Source organism: Pseudacidovorax sp. 1753, from assembly GCF_040544975.1.
Lineage (GTDB): Bacteria > Pseudomonadota > Gammaproteobacteria > Burkholderiales > Burkholderiaceae_C > Xenophilus.
In genome coordinates, this window is sequence record NZ_JBEPKY010000005.1 from 92,581 (window position 1) to 112,157 (window position 19,577).

Sequence of the window (19,577 nt, forward strand, 5' to 3'; positions counted from 1 at the left end):
TGGCCGCCATGGTCCCTGCAGAGGCCGCCCTGCCGACGCTGCGGTCCTTGCGCGCGGCCATGGCGGTGGCCGCGCACGGCAGCACGACCGCCGCAGCCGGGGCGCTGCACCTGTCGCAGCCCACCGTGGCGCGCGCCATCGCGCAGATGGAAGCGGCGCTGGGCCTGCGCCTCTTCGAACGCAGCCGCCACGGCATGCGGCCGACCGCGCAGGGCGCGCCGCTCTTCGCGCGCATGCGCGAGACCCTGGCCCACCTCGCGCGTGCGGATGCAGGGCCCTGGCGGACGGCGGTCGGCGGCGGTCGCCTGGCCGCCCAGGTGAGCGAGCGCCAGCTGGACGTGGTGGTGCTGCTGGCCACCGCCGGCAGTCAGCGCCGCGCGGCGTCGCGGCTGGGCATGGCGCAGGCCTCGGTGCAGCAGGCACTGGCGCAGGTGGAACACCTGGCGGGCGAGCCGCTGTTCGACCGTCTGGCCGGCGGCCTGCGCCCCACCAGCCGTGGCGCCTGGGTGGCCCACCATGCGGCGCTGGCGTTGCGCGAGATGCAGGCGCTGGCCGAAGATGCCGCAGCCGCCCGCGGTCGGCTGCGTGGCCGCCTGGCCATCGGCACGCTGCCCTACTCCACCGGCGCCGTGGTCTCCGCGGCGCTGCAGCACGTCAGTGCGCGCTGGCCCGAGTTGCAGCTGTCGGTGGTGGACGGCACCTACGACACCTTGCGCAGCAGCCTGCAGCAGGCGCAGATTGACATCATGGTGGGCGCCTTACGGCCCCAGGTGCCAGCGGACCTGCGACAGGTGCAGCTCTTCCATGACCCGCTGGCGTTTCTGGTTCGCGCCGGCCACCCGCTGCTGACGCGTCGCCGGCTGCGCCTGGCCGACCTGGGGCGTGCCCAATGGGTGTTGCCGATGGCGGGCTCGCCCGCCTGGGAGGCGCTGGCCCGCGCCTTCGATGCCCACAACCTGCCCGCCCCGAGCGGCGTGCACATCAACAGTCCGGCGCTGATCGCGACGTTGCTGCAACAGAGCGACCGGCTGGCGGTGGCGCCGCCGAGCCAGTGGCACGGCGAGCTTCAGGCCGGGCTGCTCGCGACGCTCCAGGTCGCGCTGCCGCATCCGCCGCGGGCCATCGGCTTCACCGTACGCACCGGCTTCGCGCCGACCCCCGCCCTCGCGGCCTTCCAGGAGGCGTTGGCCGCCGCGGCGGCCCCGCGACGGTGACAGGCAGAACGCATGGAAAGGGGCGCACGCGCATGGTTGCGCGCTGCGCTGGAGGGCATCCTGCGAAGCTCGGGCTGGAGCCCGCATCGACAGGAGACGACATGATCCCAGGCAACACCGGGCGCACACAGCCGCCCCCACAACCCGGCCGCCGGCGGGCTCTGGCCACGGCGCTGGCTGCCAGCGCCCTGCCCTGGCTGCCCTGGGCCGCGCGGGCGCAGTCCGCATCGAAGGGGCCGGTGCGTGTCATCGTGCCGCATCCGCCCGGCGGGCCGGCCGACCAGATCGCGCGGATCACCGCGCAGGGCCTGCAACAGGCGCTCGGCACGCCCTTCCTGGTCGACAACCGCCCGGGCGGCGGGGGCATGCTCGGTGCCCAGGCCGTGGCCCAGGCGCGGCCCGACGGCGAGACGCTGCTCGTCAACGCCTCGGTGCACGTCACCTATCCCGCGCTGTTCAAGCATGTCGGCTTCGACGTGATCGAGGACTTCGCGCCCATCACGCAACTCACCCGTGTGCCAATGCTGCTGCTGGTGAATCCGCAGCTGCCGGTGCGCGATGTGCGGGGCCTCATCGCCTATGCCAAGGCGCATCCGGGTGCGCTCTCCTTCGGCTCCTCCGGCAACGCGGGCGCCGCCCATCTGGCGGGCGAACTGCTCAAGCAACTCGCGGGCGTCGACATGGTGCACGTGCCCTACCGGGGCGCCGCGCCCGCCCAGACCGACCTGATCGGCGGGCAGATCCAGGTGATGTTCGACTCGGCCTCCTCGTCGATGCAGCAGGTGCGCGCGGGCCGGATGCGGGCGCTGGCGGTGACCTCGCAGGCCCGCATGGCGCTGCTGCCGGACCTGCCGACGATGGTCGAGTCCGGGCTGCCGGGCTATGTGCTGACCAACTGGTATGGCCTGTGGGCACCCAGGGGCACGCCCGCCGCCATGGTGCATCCGCTGCAGGCGGCCACGGCCCGTGCGCTGCACACGCCCGAGGTCGAGGCGCAGATCCGCCCGACCGGCGCGGAGGTGGTGGCCAGCACGCCGGAAGAATTCGCCCGCTTCGTCGTGGCGGAGAAGGCGCTCTGGGCGCAGATCGTCCTCAAGTCGGGAGCCAAGCTTGACTGATGCGCCCACCACCCCGTCGCAGCCGTCCCGTCCCTTGCTGCTGCTGATCCCGGGCCTGCTGTGCGATGAAGCCGTCTGGGATGCCCAGGTGCAGGCCCTGGCACCGGTCGCCGACTGCGTCGTCGCCCGGCACGACGCAGCCGACACCATCGAGGACATGGCCCGGCAGGCGATCGCGATGCTGCCGGCCGGGCAGGCATTCAGCGTCGCCGGCCACAGCATGGGCGGCCGCTGTGCGCTGGAGATCTGGCGGCAGGCGCCCCACCGCGTGCAGCGGCTGGCGCTGCTGGACACCGGCTACCAGGCGCGTCCCGCCGGCGCGACCGGCGAGGCCGAGGCCACCCAGCGCATGGCGCTTCTGGTGCTGGCCCGGGCGGACGGCATGCGCGCCATGGGCCACCAATGGGCCCGGGGCATGGTGCATCCGGCGCGATGGGAGTCGCCGGTGTTCGCGCGGATCCTGGACATGATCGAGCGCTTCACGCCCGCCCAGTTCGAGGCGCAGATCCATGCCCTGCTCCATCGTCCCGACGCCACGGACCTGCTGGCCACGATCACGGTTCCCACGCTGCTGCTGTGCGGCCGCGAGGACGGCTGGAGCCCTTTGTCACGGCACGAGGAGATGCAGCGCCACATTGCTCCGGCGAAGCTGGTGGCGGTGGAGGACTGCGGTCACATGAGCACCATGGAACAGCCGGAGGCGGTGGCGCTCGCACTGCGAGGATGGCTGGATGACTGGGCCCCAGGAGACCGCACCGCTCGCTGACCGAGGTCGCGCCGAGAACCGGTCATTGCAGGCCCGCGCCAGCGGGCGCGGGCCTGGCGCTCATCGTCTTGCGGTTGCGCGCAGGGCCAATGGCGACGCACCGTAGCGAGTCCGGATGGCGCGGCTGAAATGCGCGAGGCTGGAGAAGCCCCAGCGAAAGGCGATTTCGCTCACAGACGTCTTCTGGAGCTTCAGATCGAGCAGGTCCCGGTGTGCGCCGGCGAGCCGGCTGTTCCAGATGTATTGGGCGACCGAGTCCTCGTCGGAGGCGAACAGCCGGCTCAGGTGCCGCAACGAAATGCCGACCGCATCGGCCACCGTCTGGGGATGAAGGTCGGGCTCCGCGATGCGCATGGCGATGAACTGCTTCGCCGTGAGCAGATAGGACAGGCCCGCACGCGATGCGCCGGCCCCGCGGACATGAACGTCCATCAGTGCAGACAGGAGTGTCTGCGTCTGCATGCTGAACTTGTCGGCTTCCGCCCGGACCGGCTCGCGCAGAAAGCGTTGAACCGTCGCACGGAGCGTCTCGCTCAGCATCGCCTCCGCGCCGGCGCGGGCTGAGATCTTGAGCGGCAGATTCCCGAGGCGGCCTGCTTCGACGGATTCGCGCCAGACCGTGATCGGAACGTCGATCAGCAGCTGCCGCATCGACGTGAGAAAGCCGAACAGGTAGGGAATGCGGGTGTCGTAGATCACCGTCTCGCCTGGCTCGAGCAGCAAACACTGCTCGCGCTGGATGAAGTACGCGCGCCCCTGGACGATCTGGCACGCGAAAAGCGACTCCTTGGGAATCTGGTGTACCAGCGAGGCGTTGCGTTCGACCACATGGTCCTCGCCCCGGATGTCCGCCACGCCGAGGCCCGGCAGGGAGATGCCCATCTTTTCGACTTCCAGCCCCGTGCTGGACAACGACGAGCAACGCAGTCCCACCAGCGTTGCGGCGCACTGCGCCTCCCAGTAGGCCAGCCGCTCGGCGGGCGGCACATGCGCCGTGGAATCGCGTGTGCAGGTCAGTACATCCGATGCCGTCATGTTTGTCTCCTCAGGTACGCCCTCGCACCTTGCCACTTCATGGGAGAGCCCTCCCCGACCAGCAGATCGACTGGCGGGCCCAGTCAAAAAGCCGGTCCCGATCAGTCAAATGCCTTGGAAAGAGGCTGAATAAAGTCTCGCCCACCCACAAACACACAGGAGACTGATCTTGGTCGATAAAGCCGTCACCGAATTCTGGCAAGGCCTGGCGCCGATTGCCAATCCGTTCCAGCCCGATGCGTTGCCCGAGGCCTTCATCGCCAACGCGGCAACGGAAGACGAGCGCTACTACGTGCCGTTCACCGAAACCGTCTCGTCCCGGCCGCTCTGGATCTCGCCCTCCCAGAACAAGTGGTGCGACATCCTCATGGCCAAGAAAGCCGGCCTGGTCAACCGGCACTACCACCCGCACGAAGTCTTCGCCTACACCCTTTCCGGGAAGTGGGGCTACCTCGAGCATGACTGGACGGCCACCCGTGGCGACTTCGTCTACGAGACGCCGGGCGAGGGCCACACCCTGGTGGCATTCGACCACCCCGAGCCCATGCGTGCCTTCTTCATCGTCACCGGGCCGCTGATCTGGCTGGACGAACAGGGGCAGCCCGACGGGTACTTCGACGTGCACTCGTACATCGCCATGTGCAAGGCGCACTACGAGAAGGTCGGCCTCGGCGCCGAGGCTGTCGAGAAGCTCTTCCGTTGAGATCAGGGAGCGCCCCTATGACCACTCATCCCCCTTCGAGGACGGTTTGGAGCTACGAGAACAGGCTGCTGGCGATCCTGTTCATGACCTTCGGCTTCGTCTTCTTCGACCGTCTCGCGCTGTCTTTCCTGTTCCCGTTCATGACGGCCGAACTGCACCTGACCAATGCGCAGCTCGGGATGGTCTCCTCCGCACTCGCCCTGACTTGGGCGATCTCTGGCGCCGCGGCGGGCGCATGGTCCGACGCGCGCGGAACGCGCAAGCCGCTCCTGATCGCCGCGGTGATCGGGTTTTCGGTCTTCTCCGCGCTCTCCGGCCTTGTCGCCGGATTCGTCAGCCTCATCGTCTTCCGCGCGCTGATGGGCATGGCTGAAGGCCCTGTGCTGCCGCTCGCCCAGTCCTTGATGGTCGAGAGCTCCACGCCGAGCCGGCGAGGCTTCAACATGGGCCTGTTGCAGGGGTCCGCGGCCGGCCTGCTGGGCGCCATGATCGGCCCGCCGGTGGTGATCGGCATCGCGACGGCCTACGGCTGGCGCGAGGCCTTCTATGTCTCGTGCATTCCGGGCTTCCTGATCGCGTTCTGCATCTGGCGATGGGTGAAGGACCGCCCCAACGGCCGCACCGCTGCATCGGGCATTCCCAACACCAGCACCGCGCCGACCGTCAGCCGCTGGGCCTTGCTGAAGCAGCGCAATGTTCTGTTGTGCATGCTGATCAGCTGCTTTTTCCTCACCTGGTTTGTCGTGATCATCTCGTTCGCGCCGACCTATCTGGTCACGGGCCGCCACTTCTCCGCAGCGGACATGGGCCTGGTCATGACCTGCCTGGGCGCCGCCTGGGTGTTCTGGGGCTTCGCCGTGCCGGCGATCTCCGACCGCGTAGGCCGCAAGCCCACGATGGTCGTGTTCGCCCTCATCGCCGCCGCCTGCCCGGTCGAGATGATCCACATGCAGTCCGCCTGGGCGCTCGGCGCCGTCGTCTTCGCCACCTACACGGGGCTGGGCTGCTTCACCCTGTTCATGGCGACCATTCCCGCAGAGACGGTGCCGCCCAATGCCATGGCCGGCGCACTGGGACTGATCATGGGTGCGGGCGAACTCATCGGCGGCTTCCTTGCTCCCACCGTGGCAGGCTTCGCGGCCGACCAGTACGGCCTGTCCGTCGCCATGTGGACCTCCGCCGGCGGCGCCATCGTCGCGTGCCTTCTGTCCATGGGCCTGGTGGAAACGGCGCCCGCCGTGCTCCGCCGGCGCAAGCCTGCGGGTGCCGACCCCCTCGCGCTCGGCGCGCAGCACGCCGGAGGCCGCTGAGATGCGTGCACTGCGCTGGTACGGGCCGCGCGACGTGCGGCTGCAGGAGATCGAAACGCCCCGGCCGGGCCCCACGGAAGTGCGCGTGGCCATTGCCTACTGCGGCATCTGCGGCAGCGACCTGCACGAGTATGCCGATGGGCCGCATGCCATCCCGGTAGCCCAGCCGCATCCGGTGTCGGGGCGCGTGGCTCCGCTGACGCTGGGGCACGAGTTCTCCGGAACCGTGGTGGAGGTGGGGTCGGCGGTGCGATCGCTGCGGATCGGCGACCGCGTGGCCGTGGAGCCCGAGTACCGATGCCAGGCATGCGCCTACTGCCGCGGTGGTGCCTACAACCTCTGTGCCTCGATGGGCTTCGCCGGCCTCATGGGCGACGGCGGCATGGCCGATTTCGCCGTGGTGCCCGCCTACATGCTTCATCGACTGCCGGACGGCGTGAACCTGCAGCAGGCCGCCGTGCTGGAGCCGGCGGCAGTCGCCCTGCATGCGCTGCGCCGGTCAGGGCTGCGGCCGGATCAGACGTGTGCAGTCTTCGGCCTCGGACCGATCGGGCTCCTGCTCGTCGCGCTGGCCCAGCTTCATGGCGCGGCCCGCGTGGTGGCGGTCGACGTCTCGCCGGGTCGCCTGGAGGCAGCCCGCCACCTTGGCGCCACCCACGGCTTCGATGCACGCGAGATGGATGCTCAGGCACTGCAGGCCGCCATCGCCGGCGTGTCGGACGGGTTGGGCATGGACATCAGCTTCGAAGCCGCAGGTCTTCAGGGCACCTTCGAGGCGTGCATGCGCGCCCTGCGCAAGGGTGGCCGAATGGTGATGGTGGGACTGATGGGCGAAGCACGATTCGATGCGTTCCGGGCCGTCAATGACGAACTCACGCTCACCACCAGCGTCGGCTATCGGGATGTCTATGCAGACCTTCTGCGCATGGTGGAGGAAGGGCAGCTCGATCCGACCGCCATCGTCACGCGCGTCGTGCCCCTGGAGGATGCCATCGCGGAGGGGTTCGAGGTCCTGCTGAACGACAAGCAACAGATCAAGGTGCTGGTGAAGCCGTCGCAGGCGGAGGTGGCGACGGCGCCATGACCCGACGGCGCGGGCCGGCAGGGCCTCGCGCCGGTTATGCGTCTGCGGGCTGCATGCGTCTGCGGGCTGCGGGCGTCGGCCGTGGGCGGTCCTGGATCAGGGTCGCCCGGCACGTGGCTGGGCCAGCTCGATCGCGTCAGGCGTGCACCGATCCCCCGCCGCCGCCTGCTCGTGCGGCAACACCAAGCCCCAGCGCATCGACACCATCCGCGTGCTGCCCTGCGCCCACGGCAGCTCGATGCGCCCCTGGCAGTCCGTCTGCGCCAGCCGCGTCTCCAGCGTGGGCCATTCGGACTGGAAGGGCTGCGTGTCCAGAATCACCACCATGCCGCCGTCACGCTGCAGCGCGCCGGGCGCGATCCACGGCGAGGTGCGTTCCTCGCCATCGATCCACAGCTGCACCCGTGGGCCCATCTTCAGCGCCACGGCGCCGGCGAACCAGGTGTCGCCCACCAGCATCGGCAGCGGACGGTCGGGTACATGGGCATGCCAGACCGCCTGGAGGCGGTCCGCGATCTGCTGCGAGGGCAGGCTGCCGCGCGTGATGTGGCCCCGGCGCGCCTCGCCGCCGCCCTCGGCCCAGGCGCCGCCGATGGCGCCCACCGCGTGGAACAGGCCGGCGGCGGCGAGCAGAACCGCCCAGCGTCGCGGGCGCCAGTGTTCGGCATCGAGCCCCGGCACGCGCATCGCCAGCCACAGCGGCAGGGGCAGGAAGAAGGTGGTGAACCAGTGGCCGTGCGCCTTGGTGCCCAGCAGGGTGATGGCCGCCAGCACCAGCACCACCGGCCCGAAGGCGGCCCAGGCCAGGAAGCGCCGGTCTTCGGGCCGGACAACCGCTGCCTGCGTTGGCCCTGTGGGCGCGCCGGTCCGCTGTCGCAGCGCGAAGGCCAGCGCAACGATTACCAGCATCGGCAGCAGCCGGCCGACCTGCATGCCCAGCTGCTGGCGCAGCTGCAGGGTGCGGTGGTGCCGGTGTCCGTGGCCTTCGACCGAGGCGGCGGCATAGCCCAGCGCCTGGTCGCTGTGGGTCAGCGCCCAGACCAGGTGCGGCAAGATCAGCAGCAGCGCCGCCGCGGCGGCCAAGGCCAGGCCGCGCCAGATGCGCGGCTGCCGCCAACGCCCGGCCTGAAACAGCAGCAGGGCGCCGACGGCGAACTGCACCACCGCGCTGTACTTGGTCAGCAGCGAAAGGGCCGCGAACACGCCCAGCGCGATCCAGTGCCGCGGCTTCGCGTCGGCCCGGCACAGGGTGCGCCACAGCATCCACCAGTAGCCGGCCAGGGGCAGCAGCTGCACGGTGTTGTGGTTGAAGACCACGGTCCGCGGCAGGTGGTAGGCCACCAGCGAGGCCAGCACCACGGCCAGCAGCGCGCGCTGAGGCGGCATGCATTCGCGCGCCCAGCGCCACAGCAGATAGAGGGCGGCTGCCCCGCAGCCCACCCCCGCCACATAGGTCAGCCAGGGCTCAGGTCCCGCCAGGCGCACCAGCACCGCCATGATCCAGGTGGGCAGCGGCGGGTGCTTGTAGTAGCCCCACTGGAAGCGCTGGGCCCAGAACAGCTCTTCCACGTTGTCCCACGGCGGCGACTGGTAGGCCAGTACCGGCGGAAGGGCCCACAGCAGCACGAGGGCCAACAGCACGAGCGGCACGGCGCCGCGCGGCAGCTGCGCAGGCAATGCGGGTGCGGCGGGCGACGCGGATCCGCGGGGCGGGGAGAGTTCGAACGACAACATGGGCGGCGGTTTGTACGACGTTCTGCCTCACCAGCGTCTGACGAGCCCGGAGCATGTAGGGCCATTCGGACGGGCGGTAGGCCTCGCGCATACTGGCGCGCCCTTCAGCCTGCCGCCCCGCCCCTGCCCTCTTCATGCGATCGCTGCGCCTGCAACTTGCCGTTTTCTGGGCGCTGCTCATCGCCGTCTGCCTGCTGCTCGGGGTGGTGCTCCTGGGCCTGTACCGGCTGAGCCCCGCCATGCAGATGAAGGTGGGCCGCGCCCGGGTCGAGCAGGCCTGCGAACAGCTGGCCCAGCGCTACGCCCAGTCGGCCCCGCCCGCGCCCGTACTCCAGACCGACCTCGCGCGCGTGCTGCTGCAGCTCGTGCTGACCGAGGCGCCCTATGTGGAGGGCGGCGTGTGGAGCCGCGCTGGCGGCATGCTGGGCTATGCCTATCCCACCTACGAGGGCGCCGGCGTGAAGACCGACGTGCCGCCCGCGGAGCGTCCACTGCTCGAACAGCTGGCGCGCCAGGCGGTGGACACCGGCCGCGCCCAGACCCAGCAGGTGCGCGGCAGCCGCGAGTTGCTGATCGTGGCCGCCTGCCCCTTGAACGTGGGTGGCGCCTCGGCCTGGACCATGACGCGCACGCAGCTGGGCGCGGTGGCGGCCGAGGGCGGCCTGCGCGCTGGCATCGCCGCGCTGGTGGCGGCCATCGTCTTCTCCGGGCTGTGGCTCGGCTGGCTGCTCTACCGCGGGCAGGCACGGCTGCGGCGGCTTGAAGGGGCCCTGGCCGCGGCGCCCGCCGACGCCATGCCCCGGCTGCCCCGCACCGGCCTGGACGAGCTGGACCGCATCGTCGCCAGCTACAACGGCTTCGCCGGCCGCTTCGAGGAAGCCCGCGCCGCCGCCCGCGAGGCGCAGGCCCAGCGCAGCCGCGACATGCGCCTGGCGGCGCTGGGCCGCATGAGCTCGGCCGTGGCCCATGAGATCCGCAATCCCATCGCCGCCATGCGCCTGAAGGCCGAGAACGCGCTGGCCGGCGAGCCGGCGGCGCAGGGCCGGGCGCTGCAGGCCATCGTGGGCCAGATCGACCGGCTCGATGCCGTGGTGCAGAGCCTGCTGGCGCTGGTGCAGCCGCTGGACCTCAAGCCACGGCCCGTCGACCTGCCCGCCTGGCTGGACGAGCGCCTGGCCGCGGCCGGCGCGGGGGCCGCGTCCCGCCAGGTGCGGCTGGTGCTGACCAAGGGCGCACCCGATCGCGCCGTGTTCGATCCCATGCACCTGGCCCGCGCCGTCGACAACCTGCTGGACAACGCCGTGCGCCACGCGCGCAGTCCAGGCGGCCAGGTGCAGCTCGCCGCCCACCATGACATCGAACGCGGCCAGCTTGTCCTGACCGTCTGCGACGACGGCGAGGGTGTGCCCGAGCCCATGCGCGGCCGCCTCTTCGAACCCTTCGGCACCGGCCGCGCCGACGGCACCGGCCTGGGCCTGGCGCTGGCGCGCGAGGTGGCCTTCGCCCATGGCGGCGAGCTGCGCCACGAAGCCGGCGCGCCCGGCGCCCGCTTCCTCCTGGAGATGCCATGGCAGACCTGCTGATCGTCGACGACGACGCGGCCTTCGCCGATTCGCTGCGCGAGACGCTCGAAAGCCTGGGCCACACCGTGCAGACCGCGCCCGGCGGCGAGGACGGCCTGGCGCTGCTGGGCGCGCATCGCTTCGACCTGGTCTTCCTGGACCACCGCATGCCCGGCATGGATGGTCTGCAGACCCTGGCCGCGATGAACGCGCGGCTGGCGCGCCGGCCGCCCGTCATCGTGCTGACGGCCCATGCGGGCAGCGCCGGCACCATCGAGGCCATGCGCCTGGGCGCCTTCGATCACCTGGCCAAGCCGGTCAGCCGCGACGCGGTGGTCGACGCCGTGCGCCGCGCGCTGGCATCGGCCACGCCCGCCTCGGCCGCGCCGGCGCCGCAGCCCGTGGCGGACGACGGCGAGCTGATCGGCGTGAGCGAGGCCATGCGCGAGGTGCACAAGCGCATCGGCCTGGCGGCTGGCAGCCGGGCGCCGGTGCTGGTGATCGGCGAGACGGGCACCGGCAAGGAGCTGGTCGCACGCGCCCTGCACCGCCACTCCGACCGGGCCGACGGACCCTTCGTGGCCGTCAACTGCGCCGCCATCCCGAAGGACCTGCTGGAAAGCGAGCTCTTCGGCCACGTCAAGGGCGCCTTCACCGGCGCGGTGGCCGAGCGGGCCGGCTGCTTCAAGGCCGCCCACGGCGGCGTGCTGCTGCTCGACGAGATCGGCGACATGGCGCTGGAGGTACAGGCCAAGCTGCTGCGCGTGCTGCAGGAGGGCGAGGTCACGCCCGTGGGCAGCCACCGCGTGCAGAAGGTGGATGTGCGCGTGGTGGCCGCCACCCACCGCGACCTGGCCCAGGCCGTGCGCGACGGCCGCTTCCGTGAAGACCTGCGCTACCGGCTCGACGTGCTGGCGATCCGCCTGCCGCCGCTGCGCGAGCGCTTGGCCGACATCGTGCCGCTGGCGGAGCATTTCCTGCGGCTGGCGGCGGCACCCGGCCCGGCCAAGCGGCTGTCGGCCGAGGCGGCCCGCGCCCTGCTGGCCTACGACTGGCCCGGCAACGTGCGCGAGCTGCGCAATGCCATGGAGCGCTGCCACGCGCTGCAGCGCGGTGCCGTGATCGCGCAGGTCGAGCTGCCGGGGGCGGGAAGCGTGGGAAGTGCGGCCGAGGGCGCTGGCGGCCTGTCCCCCGACTGGTACGACGGAACCCTGCCCGAGGCGGTGGAGCGGCTGGAGAAGCTGCTGTTGCAGCATGCCCTGGCCGCAGCGGGCGGCAACCGCTCCATGGCGGCGCGGCAACTGGGCATCCATCGGCAGCTGCTCTACACCAAGCTCGCGCAGTACGGGCTGGAGTGACGCCACGCGCAGGCCGCTGTCCTGTTCCCGGACAGCCGCTGTCCGCCACGCGGCCAACCCACGGCGCCCACCCGCAGCCAAGTCCTTGATCTGCAAGGCAAGCGCGGCTGGCACGTCTTTTGGGACAGGTCAGGCATCCGTCAACAGGAGCCTTCCATGACCTTGACTCGATTCCCCCTTCGCGCCGGCCTGCTCGCCGGCCTCGTCGTCGCCTCCGGCATCGCGGGCGCCCAGCCGGCGCTACAACCGGTGCCGCCCGCCGCGCCCGTGTTTCCGATGACCGATGCGGCGCCGCGACCCATGGCCGCACCGCGCGCTGGTGCCCTGCCTGCGCCCATGCCCGAGGCGCGTCCCGGCGCGCTGGCGGCGCCCCTGCCTGAGCCTCGGCCGGTGCCGGTGGCCGGGCCGATGGGCCTGCCGCCTCCCGCCCAGACCCAGGCCACCGTGTCGGGCACGCTGGCCCGCTGGCTGATCAACCCCAACGGAGAAGCCGACGGCCTGCTGCTGCAGGACGGCACGCAGGTAAGCTTTCCGCCCCACCTGTCGGCCGAGCTGACGGCCCTGGCCCAGCCCGGTGAGCGCATCGACGTGAGCGGCTGGCGTGCCACCGACGGCGGCGTGCTGCAGGCGCAACAGATCGGCGCGCGGGGTCGCACGGTGGTCGACCAGCCACCGGCGCCGGGCGCCGTGCCGCCCGCACCGCGCGCCATGGGCGCCCTGGCCGCGATGGACGCCGGAGGCCGCATCGCCCGGGTGCTGTCCACCGGCCGCGGCGACGTCAACGGCGTACTGCTGCAGGACGGCACCATCGTGCGCTTTCCCCCGCACGTCGGCCGCATGATCGGCGGCCTGCTGCAACCCGGCGCGCCGCTGTATGCGCAGGGCTGGGGCACCCGCGGCCCGCTGGGCACGGCGCTAGAGGCCACCCGCCTCGGCGCCTCGCCGCAGGCCCTGCAGGACGTGCTCTCGGGCAGCGCCGACATGCCGGCACCCCGCCCCGGCCCGGTGCCGGGCCCGCAGCGTCGGCCGGTCTGACGGCTTTCTGCGCGGCGCGTTGGCGCCGCGCCACCTTTCCTCCCCTTTTCCAAGAACCCGGAGCATCCATGCCTCATCCCGAAGAAATGATCGACGTCTATGCCGTCGAAGGCCAGTTCCAGCACCTCATCTACAGCCCGCGCGGCGGCTACGAAGGGCTGCTCATCGACACCCACGGCATTCCCACACAGTTCGTGTTCGACAAGCACGACGAGACCGCGGCCGATGCCTTCGCGAACGTCAAGCCGGGCCAGTCGGTCACGGTGGAAGGCAGCCTGCGCCTGCCTTCCGACAAGGGCGAGGGCGACCACGTGGTCTACGACTTCCACCGGCTGAGCCATGTGGCCGGCAGGCCCGTGGACGCGGCAAGCACCGACGGCCCCGTGCGCGGTAGGGTGGTGCGCATCAACCATGCGAAGCACGGCGCGCCCAACGGCGTGGTGCTGGACAGCGGCGACTTCGTGCACCTCAAGCCCGATGGGTTCGTGCATGCCGGCCTGAAGATCGGCGACGCGGTGGAGGCCGAAGGCCCCGCGCGTCCGCTGGCCGGGGGCCGCGGCCGGGTGATGGAGGCCCGCACCGTCAACGGCCAGCCGCTGCCGCAGCACTGACGTGGCCACAGAGGCGCGCATGACCACCACCCCCACGCTGGCGATGCCCATGGCCGCCCCTTCGCGCCCGGCCCCGGCTGCCGCAGCCACCGCGGGTTCGCTCACGGCCCTGGCGTGGATGGCCTTCTTCCTGGCCGACGTGCGCGATGGGCTCGGGCCCTTCCTGGCCACCTACCTGCAGAGCCAGCGGGTCGAGCAGTCACTGATCGGCCTGACGCTGACCGCGGGCGGGCTGGCTGCCGTGGTGATGACGCCGCTGGCGGGTGCGTGGGTGGACCGGTCCGCGGCCAAGCGGCTGCTCCTGGTCGTCGCGGTGATGCTGGTGCTGGCCGGCAGTGCCTGCGCCTTCACCACGCGCTCGCCGGCCCTGCTGATCGCCTCGCAGGCCGTGGCGGGTGCGGCCGGGGCGCTGCTGGCGGCGGCGCTGGCCGGCCTGACGCTCGGCCTCGCGCGCCGCGAGGGCCTGCGCCGGCAGACCGGCCGCAACGAGGCCTGGAGTCACGCAGGCAACATCGTCTCGGCACTGGGGGCGGGCGTAGTGGCCCACCTGTTTGGCGCCCCCTGGATGATGGCCGTCATGCTGGCCATGTCGGTGGGCGCGCTGCTGTGCGTGGCGGCCATCCGTGCGAAGGACATCGACCATGCCGCGGCCCGGGGCGTGGACCCGGCCGCGTCCGATGGGCCGCCCACCGCCGCGGCGCCCGAGGGGTTTTCCGAGCTGCTGCGGCACAAGGCCCTGTGGCTCTTCGCGCTGACCTGTGCCCTCTTCCACCTGGGCAACGCGGCCATGCTGCCGCTGCTCAACCAGCGGCTCGCAGCCACCCAGCCCGACGCGGCGCCGCTGCTGTGGACCGGCGTCGCCATCGTGGTGGCACAACTCACCATGGTGCCGGTGGCGCTGTGGGTGTCGCGCAGCCGGCGCTGGGACCTGTCGGCCTTCGTCTACCTGGCCATCCTGATCCTGCCGGTGCGCGGTCTGCTGGCCTGGGCCTTCCCGAGCGTGTGGGCCAACCTGCCGGTGCAGGTGCTGGACGGCATCGCCGCCGGTGCGCTGGGCGTGGCCACGCCGCTGATGGTGGAGCGCTATGTGCGCGGCTCGGGCCGCTACAACCTGGCCCTCGGCCTGGTGCTGACGATGCAGGGCGTCGGCGCGGCCTTCAGCGCCGGCCTGGCCAACGGCATCGTGGGGCGCGGGGGGCACTTCGGGCTGGCGTTCGCCGTGCTCGCCGGTTGCGCACTGCTGGCGCTGCCGGCCTTCGTGCTGGCCCAGCGGACGGGCGGACGCGTCCACGCCGGCGCCGCCATTCCAGCCCACGCTGGCGCTCTGCCGCGCGTGCCGGATCTCCGCGCCTGAGTGGCAACTGCCGCGCCACTCCTCCGCCGGTGTCGCGACAAAGTGATGCGGCGGGGGAAGCCGAGCCATTTCGCATTGCGCCCTGCGCACAATCCGGGGCCATGGCCGCCTCTGCTCCCACCATCCTCGACGCCAAATGGCGGCTCTTCGTGCATGTGGCCCAGGCTGGCAGCGTCACGGGGGCCGCGGGGACGCTCGACATGCCGGCGTCGGTCGTCAGCCGCAACATCGCCCAGCTGGAGACCGATGCGGGCACCCGGCTCTTCCGGCGCACGGGTCGCGGCGTCGTGCTCACCGAGTTCGGCGCGCAGGTGCTGCCGCGCATCCAGGCGCTCATGCGCGAGGCCGAGCAGCTGGCGGACGACATGCGCACCCGCAGCGGGCTGCCCATGGGCGATGTCCGGGTCGGCATGCTGCCGTCCACCGTGGGCGTGCTCGCCGGTCCGCTGTTCACCGAGGCGAGGCGCCGCTGGCCGGAGGTGCGCCTGCACCTGACCGAGGGCGCCAGCGGCCAGCTGGAGGAATGGCTGGGCCAGGGCCGGCTCGACATGGCCACGCTGCTGCGCGAGACCGACACGCCGGACGACGCCACCGAGCCGGTGCTGGCACGGCTGCACCTGAACCTCGTGATGCCGCGCCAGCATCCGCTGGCCGGGCGCAAGACCGTCTCCTTCGACGAGCTGGCCGGACTGCCGCTGGTGCTGCCGAGCGACCCGCATCCGCTGCGCGCCCGGCTGGTGAAGCTGGCGCGGGACCGTGGCGTCGCGCTGACCTGCGCGCTCGAGGCCGATTCCATCCGGCTCCAGCACCAGATGGTGGCCAGTGGCGGCGGCGTGGCCATCACCGCCGGCACGCTCGACGCGCCGCTTGCGCGCCAGCTTGCCGTGGTGCGCATCGCGCGCCCGACGCTCACCCGCGCGGTCGTGCTGGCCGAGACGGCCCAAAGGCCGAGCACGCTGGCCACGCGATCGGTGGCGGCGCTGCTGCGCACCCTGGCCCCGGGCGTGCTGCGGCTGCACGGCTGAGTCCGCCCGCTTTGCATTTGCGCGAATGCTGCTTTCGCGCCGATGCGCTCGCCGGGCAGGCAGGGGCTCCCTAGCATCGGGTCTCTTTCCAAGGAGACACCATGGGCTCGTCCCACCCAGAAGCGGCTTCTGCGCCGCCGCCCACCCTGTTCCTCAGCGACGAGGACGTGGCCGAACTGGCCGATTGGCCGGCGGCCATCGCGGCCCTGCGCCAGGCCTATGCCCAACCGATCGCGCCTGCCGCAGTGCCCCCACGCTCCATGGCCCGTGGCGACGGCCTGTGGCTGCGCGGACTGAGCGCGGTCTCGCCCACCGGCGCGCACATGGGCTGCAAGCTGATCGCGGCCTCGATGACGGCGCGACGTGCCAGCTACCTGGTGTCGCTGTTCGACCAGCGCAGCACCGCGCTGGCAGCGCTCATCGACGGCAACCGCATCACGGGCATCCGCACCGCCGCGACGGCCGCCCTGGCGGTGGACGCCGCGGCGCCCCGGCGTCCGCTCGCGGTGGCCGTGATCGGCGCCGGCTTCGAGGCACGCGGCCTGCTGTCTGCGCTGGCGGCCGTCCGCGCACTCTCGCGGGTGCGGGTCTACAGCCCCACGCCGCAGCGCCGCGAGGCCTTCGCGGCGGACTTCCACCGGCAGCTGTGCGACGACGTGCAGGCCAGTTCCAGTGCCGAGGCGGCCGTGGCCGAGGCCGAGGTGGTGCTGTGCGCCGCGCGCAGCCGCGACGAGACGCCCGTGCTGCAAGGCCGCTGGCTGGCCGCTGGCGCCACGGTGGTTTCCATCGGCTCCACGCTGCCGGAGCAGCGCGAGGTCGACGTCGACACCCTCGCCCGCAGCGCACTCATCGTGGCCGACATGCCCGACGAGGTGGCGCACGACACCGGCGACATGCTGGCCGCCCGCGCCGCAGGCATCGCCTTCGAGGACCGGCTGCATCCGCTGACCGAGCTCGTCGCCGGCCGGCTGGTGCGTGGCCCGTCCGACATCGTGCTCTACAAGTCCGTCGGCTCGGCGCTGCAGGACGTGGTGGTGGCCGAGATGCTGTTCGAACGCGCCCGGGCCAGCGACCGGGGCGAGGCGCTGGCGCGGTCCATCGTGCCCGTGGCCAAGTGAGCCCTTCCCCTTCATTCCCTCGGAGTACCCCCATGCCCTCCTATGCCCGCAAAGACGCCCGCGCCTGGGCGCGCGAACACCTGACCGGCTGCTCGGCCGTCACCATTCCCAGCTACTCGGCCGACCTCCAGCGGCTGAACGAAGGCGGCATCCGCCATGACGTGGCCCTGGCGCGCGAGCTGGGCTACCGCTACACCCTGCTGTGCAGCGAGGTGGCCATCACGCCGGAGGAGAACGCCCAGTTCACCGCCTGGGCCCGCGACACCGTGGGCCAGGACATGGGCCTGTTCTTCCATGCCGCCTTCGGCACGCTGGCGGAGAACATCGAGGCCGTACAGCTGGCGCAGAAGGCCGGCGCCGACATCGTGCTGCTGTCGTACCCGCCGCAGTTCTGGCCCACGACCGAGCAGGAGATCTACGACTACACCCGCGCCTTCTGCGAGGCGACCGACCTGGCGGTGATGCTCTTCCCCATTCCGCTGTGGGGTTTCGAGCGGGTGCACCCTGCCGGCATGTCGGTGGCCCTGGTGCGCCGGCTGCTCGACGACTGCCCCAACATCGTGGCGATCAAGTCCGAGCAGGGCTTTCCGCTCATCGCCGGGCTGTGCGAGATGTACCGCCACTTCCGCGACGAGGTGGTGATCAGCTGCCCCATCGAGGGCGACGCCATTCCCATGATGAGCCTGATGCAGCTGCAGTTCTCGGGCACCAGCAACACGCAGTGGATGAGCCACTACTACCCGCGCGCCTTCGATCTGGCCCGTCGCGGCGAATGGGACGCCGCCATGGAGGCCTACTGGCGCGTGGGGCCGGCGCGAAACGCCAACGGCGCCGCGGCCCAGTCCTACGCCGGCGGCACCGGCGTGCTCAACCGCACGATGTGGAAGTACCAGGACTGGCTGGCCGGCTTCAACGGTGGGCCGCTGCGCGGGCCCGCCATGCGGGTGCCCGACCGGCTGATGAAGATGCTGCGCCAGGGCCTGGTGGCCTCGGGCCTGCCGGTCACGGCCGATGCCGACAGCGCCTTCATGACGGGGCGCCATCCATGCTGAGCGCATCACCCGTCGCATCGCTGCTCCAGGACGCCAGCCTCCTGCGAAGTGCGGCCTTCGTCGATGGCCGATGGATCGACGAGACGCCCCATGGCCGCTCGGCCGTGCACAACCCCGCCGACGACACGCTGCTCGCCGAGCTGCCGCGGCTGCGCGAGGCCGAGACCGAGGCCGCGATCGAGGCCGCCCAGCGCGCCTTCCTGCGCTGGCGAGCGACCACGGCCCGCGAACGGGCCGACGTGCTGCGGCGCTGGTACGACGGCATGGTGACGCACCGTGAAGACCTCGCGACGCTGATCACGCTCGAAGGCGGCAAGCCGCTGGCCGAGGCGCGCACCGAGGTGGACTATGCGGCCTCCTTCCTGCGCTGGTTCTCCGAAGAGGCGACCCGCGTGGCCGGCGAGGTGCTGGCCGGGCCGCGCACCACGGCGCGCATCGTCACGCTGCGCGAGCCCATCGGTGTGTGCGCGGCGATCACGCCCTGGAACTTCCCCGCGGCCATGATCACCCGCAAGGCCGGACCGGGGCTGGCGGCCGGCTGCACCATGGTGGTCAAGCCCGCGAGCCAGACGCCGCTGACCGCGCTGGCGCTGGCCGAACTGGGCCGGCGCGCCGGCGTGCCCGATGGCGTCTTCAACGTGCTCACCGGCCACGACACGCGCGCCATCGGCGGCGTGCTGTGCACCCATCCGCTGGTACGCAAGATCACCTTCACCGGCTCCACCGAGGTGGGCCGGCTGTTGCTGGCGCAGGCCGCCGGCACCGTCAAGAAATGCTCGATGGAGCTGGGCGGCAACGCGCCCTTCCTGGTCTTCGACGACGCGGACATCGATGCAGCCGTGGAAGGCGCCGTGGCCGCCAAGTTCCGCAACACCGGACAGGCCTGCATCAGTGCCAACCGCCTGCTGGTGCAGTCGGGCGTGCACGATGCCTTCGTGGAGCGCCTGGTGCGGCGCGTGGCGCAGCTGCGCGTGGGCCATGGGCTGGAAGCCGGCTCGCAGCTCGGTCCGCTGATCGACGATGCGGCCGTGGCCAAGGTCGAGGCCCACATCGCCGATGCCTGCGCGCACGGCGCCCGCGTGGCCCACGGCGGCGGGCGGCATGCGCTGGGCGGTCGCTTCTTCCAGCCCACGGTGCTGGTCGGCGCCACGCCGGCGATGGCCGTGGCGCGGGAGGAGACCTTCGGGCCGCTGGCGCCGGTGTTCCGATTCGACGCCGAGGCCGAGGCGCTGCAGATGGCCAATGCCACCGAGTTCGGTCTGGCGGCCTACCTCTACAGTCGCGACGCCGCGCGCCTCTGGCGCGTGTCGGCCGGACTGGAGTCGGGCATGGTGGGCATCAACTGCGGCCTCATCTCCAACGAGGTGGCGCCCTTCGGCGGCGTCAAGCAGAGCGGCCTGGGCCGCGAGGGCTCGCGCCATGGCATCGACGAATTCATGGAGATCAAGTACCTCTGCTGGGACGGGCTCGTGCCCGCGGGCGGCTGAGGGCACAGCCC

General features: G+C 71.8%; 17 protein-coding genes. 15 read left to right on the forward strand and 2 right to left on the reverse strand.

The window, feature by feature from the left end; all coding sequences use genetic code 11:
- Positions 1 to 8 precede the first annotated feature (8 nt).
- From ABIC63_RS07625 to ABIC63_RS07635, 3 genes are all read left to right on the forward strand, one after another.
- Positions 9 to 1,214: a LysR family transcriptional regulator gene (locus ABIC63_RS07625; protein WP_354319276.1), complete on the forward strand. Its 1,206-nt coding sequence runs from the start codon at positions 9 to 11 to the stop codon at positions 1,212 to 1,214.
- 101 nt (positions 1,215 to 1,315) lie between these two features.
- Complete coding sequence (locus tag ABIC63_RS07630; protein WP_354319277.1) at positions 1,316 to 2,332, forward strand: Bug family tripartite tricarboxylate transporter substrate binding protein; 1,017 nt, start codon at positions 1,316 to 1,318, stop codon at positions 2,330 to 2,332.
- Complete coding sequence (locus ABIC63_RS07635; protein WP_354319278.1) at positions 2,325 to 3,098, forward strand: alpha/beta fold hydrolase; 774 nt, start codon at positions 2,325 to 2,327, stop codon at positions 3,096 to 3,098. The genes ABIC63_RS07630 and ABIC63_RS07635 overlap by 8 nt, the downstream gene beginning before the upstream one ends.
- Before the next feature lie 60 nt (positions 3,099 to 3,158).
- Here ABIC63_RS07635 and ABIC63_RS07640 read toward each other — a convergent pair whose 3' ends face one another.
- The gene (locus tag ABIC63_RS07640) at positions 3,159 to 4,133 is read right to left on the reverse strand and encodes a helix-turn-helix domain-containing protein (protein WP_354319279.1); all 975 of its coding nucleotides are present in this window, start codon (positions 4,131 to 4,133) and stop codon (positions 3,159 to 3,161) included.
- A gap of 169 nt (positions 4,134 to 4,302) precedes the next feature.
- Between ABIC63_RS07640 and ABIC63_RS07645 the strand changes: the two genes are divergently transcribed.
- From ABIC63_RS07645 to ABIC63_RS07655, 3 genes are read left to right on the forward strand one after another with little or no spacing between them, the layout of a single operon-like run.
- Entirely contained in the window at positions 4,303 to 4,836 is a 534-nt protein-coding gene (locus ABIC63_RS07645; RefSeq protein WP_354319280.1) for a 2,4'-dihydroxyacetophenone dioxygenase family protein, read from the forward strand.
- 17 nt (positions 4,837 to 4,853) lie between these two features.
- A complete protein-coding gene (locus tag ABIC63_RS07650; protein WP_354319428.1) occupies positions 4,854 to 6,146 on the forward strand; it encodes an MFS transporter in 1,293 nt (430 codons plus the stop codon).
- A gap of 1 nt (position 6,147) precedes the next feature.
- On the forward strand, positions 6,148 to 7,230 hold the full coding sequence (locus ABIC63_RS07655; RefSeq protein ID WP_354319281.1) for a 2,3-butanediol dehydrogenase: 1,083 nt from the start codon (positions 6,148 to 6,150) through the stop codon (positions 7,228 to 7,230).
- A 96-nt stretch (positions 7,231 to 7,326) separates the two neighbouring features.
- Here the strand turns inward: ABIC63_RS07655 and ABIC63_RS07660 are convergent, their stop codons facing one another.
- A complete protein-coding gene (locus ABIC63_RS07660; protein WP_354319282.1) occupies positions 7,327 to 8,964 on the reverse strand; it encodes an ArnT family glycosyltransferase in 1,638 nt (545 codons plus the stop codon).
- A gap of 134 nt (positions 8,965 to 9,098) precedes the next feature.
- Here ABIC63_RS07660 and ABIC63_RS07665 point away from each other — a divergent pair, with 134 nt between their 5' ends.
- From ABIC63_RS07665 to ABIC63_RS07705, 9 genes are all read left to right on the forward strand, one after another.
- A complete protein-coding gene (locus ABIC63_RS07665; RefSeq protein ID WP_354319283.1) occupies positions 9,099 to 10,547 on the forward strand; it encodes a sensor histidine kinase in 1,449 nt (482 codons plus the stop codon).
- The gene (locus ABIC63_RS07670; RefSeq protein ID WP_354319284.1) at positions 10,532 to 11,884 is read left to right on the forward strand and encodes a sigma-54-dependent transcriptional regulator; all 1,353 of its coding nucleotides are present in this window, start codon (positions 10,532 to 10,534) and stop codon (positions 11,882 to 11,884) included. Before ABIC63_RS07665 ends, ABIC63_RS07670 begins: the two co-directional genes overlap by 16 nt.
- A gap of 156 nt (positions 11,885 to 12,040) precedes the next feature.
- Entirely contained in the window at positions 12,041 to 12,919 is an 879-nt protein-coding gene (locus ABIC63_RS07675) for a hypothetical protein (RefSeq protein WP_294371979.1), read from the forward strand.
- Between the two features lie 68 nt (positions 12,920 to 12,987).
- Positions 12,988 to 13,530 (forward strand): hypothetical protein, encoded by a 543-nt coding sequence (locus ABIC63_RS07680; protein ID WP_294371977.1) that lies wholly within the window; start codon positions 12,988 to 12,990, stop codon positions 13,528 to 13,530.
- A 19-nt stretch (positions 13,531 to 13,549) separates the two neighbouring features.
- Entirely contained in the window at positions 13,550 to 14,884 is a 1,335-nt protein-coding gene (locus ABIC63_RS07685) for an MFS transporter (protein WP_354319285.1), read from the forward strand.
- A 101-nt stretch (positions 14,885 to 14,985) separates the two neighbouring features.
- Positions 14,986 to 15,909 (forward strand): LysR family transcriptional regulator, encoded by a 924-nt coding sequence (locus ABIC63_RS07690; RefSeq protein WP_294371972.1) that lies wholly within the window; start codon positions 14,986 to 14,988, stop codon positions 15,907 to 15,909.
- 101 nt (positions 15,910 to 16,010) lie between these two features.
- Positions 16,011 to 17,027, forward strand: coding sequence for an ornithine cyclodeaminase family protein (locus tag ABIC63_RS07695; protein ID WP_354319286.1), 1,017 nt, complete (start codon positions 16,011 to 16,013; stop codon positions 17,025 to 17,027).
- A gap of 32 nt (positions 17,028 to 17,059) precedes the next feature.
- Positions 17,060 to 18,079: a dihydrodipicolinate synthase family protein gene (locus ABIC63_RS07700; protein WP_354319287.1), complete on the forward strand. Its 1,020-nt coding sequence runs from the start codon at positions 17,060 to 17,062 to the stop codon at positions 18,077 to 18,079.
- Positions 18,073 to 19,566: an NAD-dependent succinate-semialdehyde dehydrogenase gene (locus ABIC63_RS07705; RefSeq protein ID WP_354319288.1), complete on the forward strand. Its 1,494-nt coding sequence runs from the start codon at positions 18,073 to 18,075 to the stop codon at positions 19,564 to 19,566. Before ABIC63_RS07700 ends, ABIC63_RS07705 begins: the two co-directional genes overlap by 7 nt.
- Positions 19,567 to 19,577: the final 11 nt, after the last annotated feature.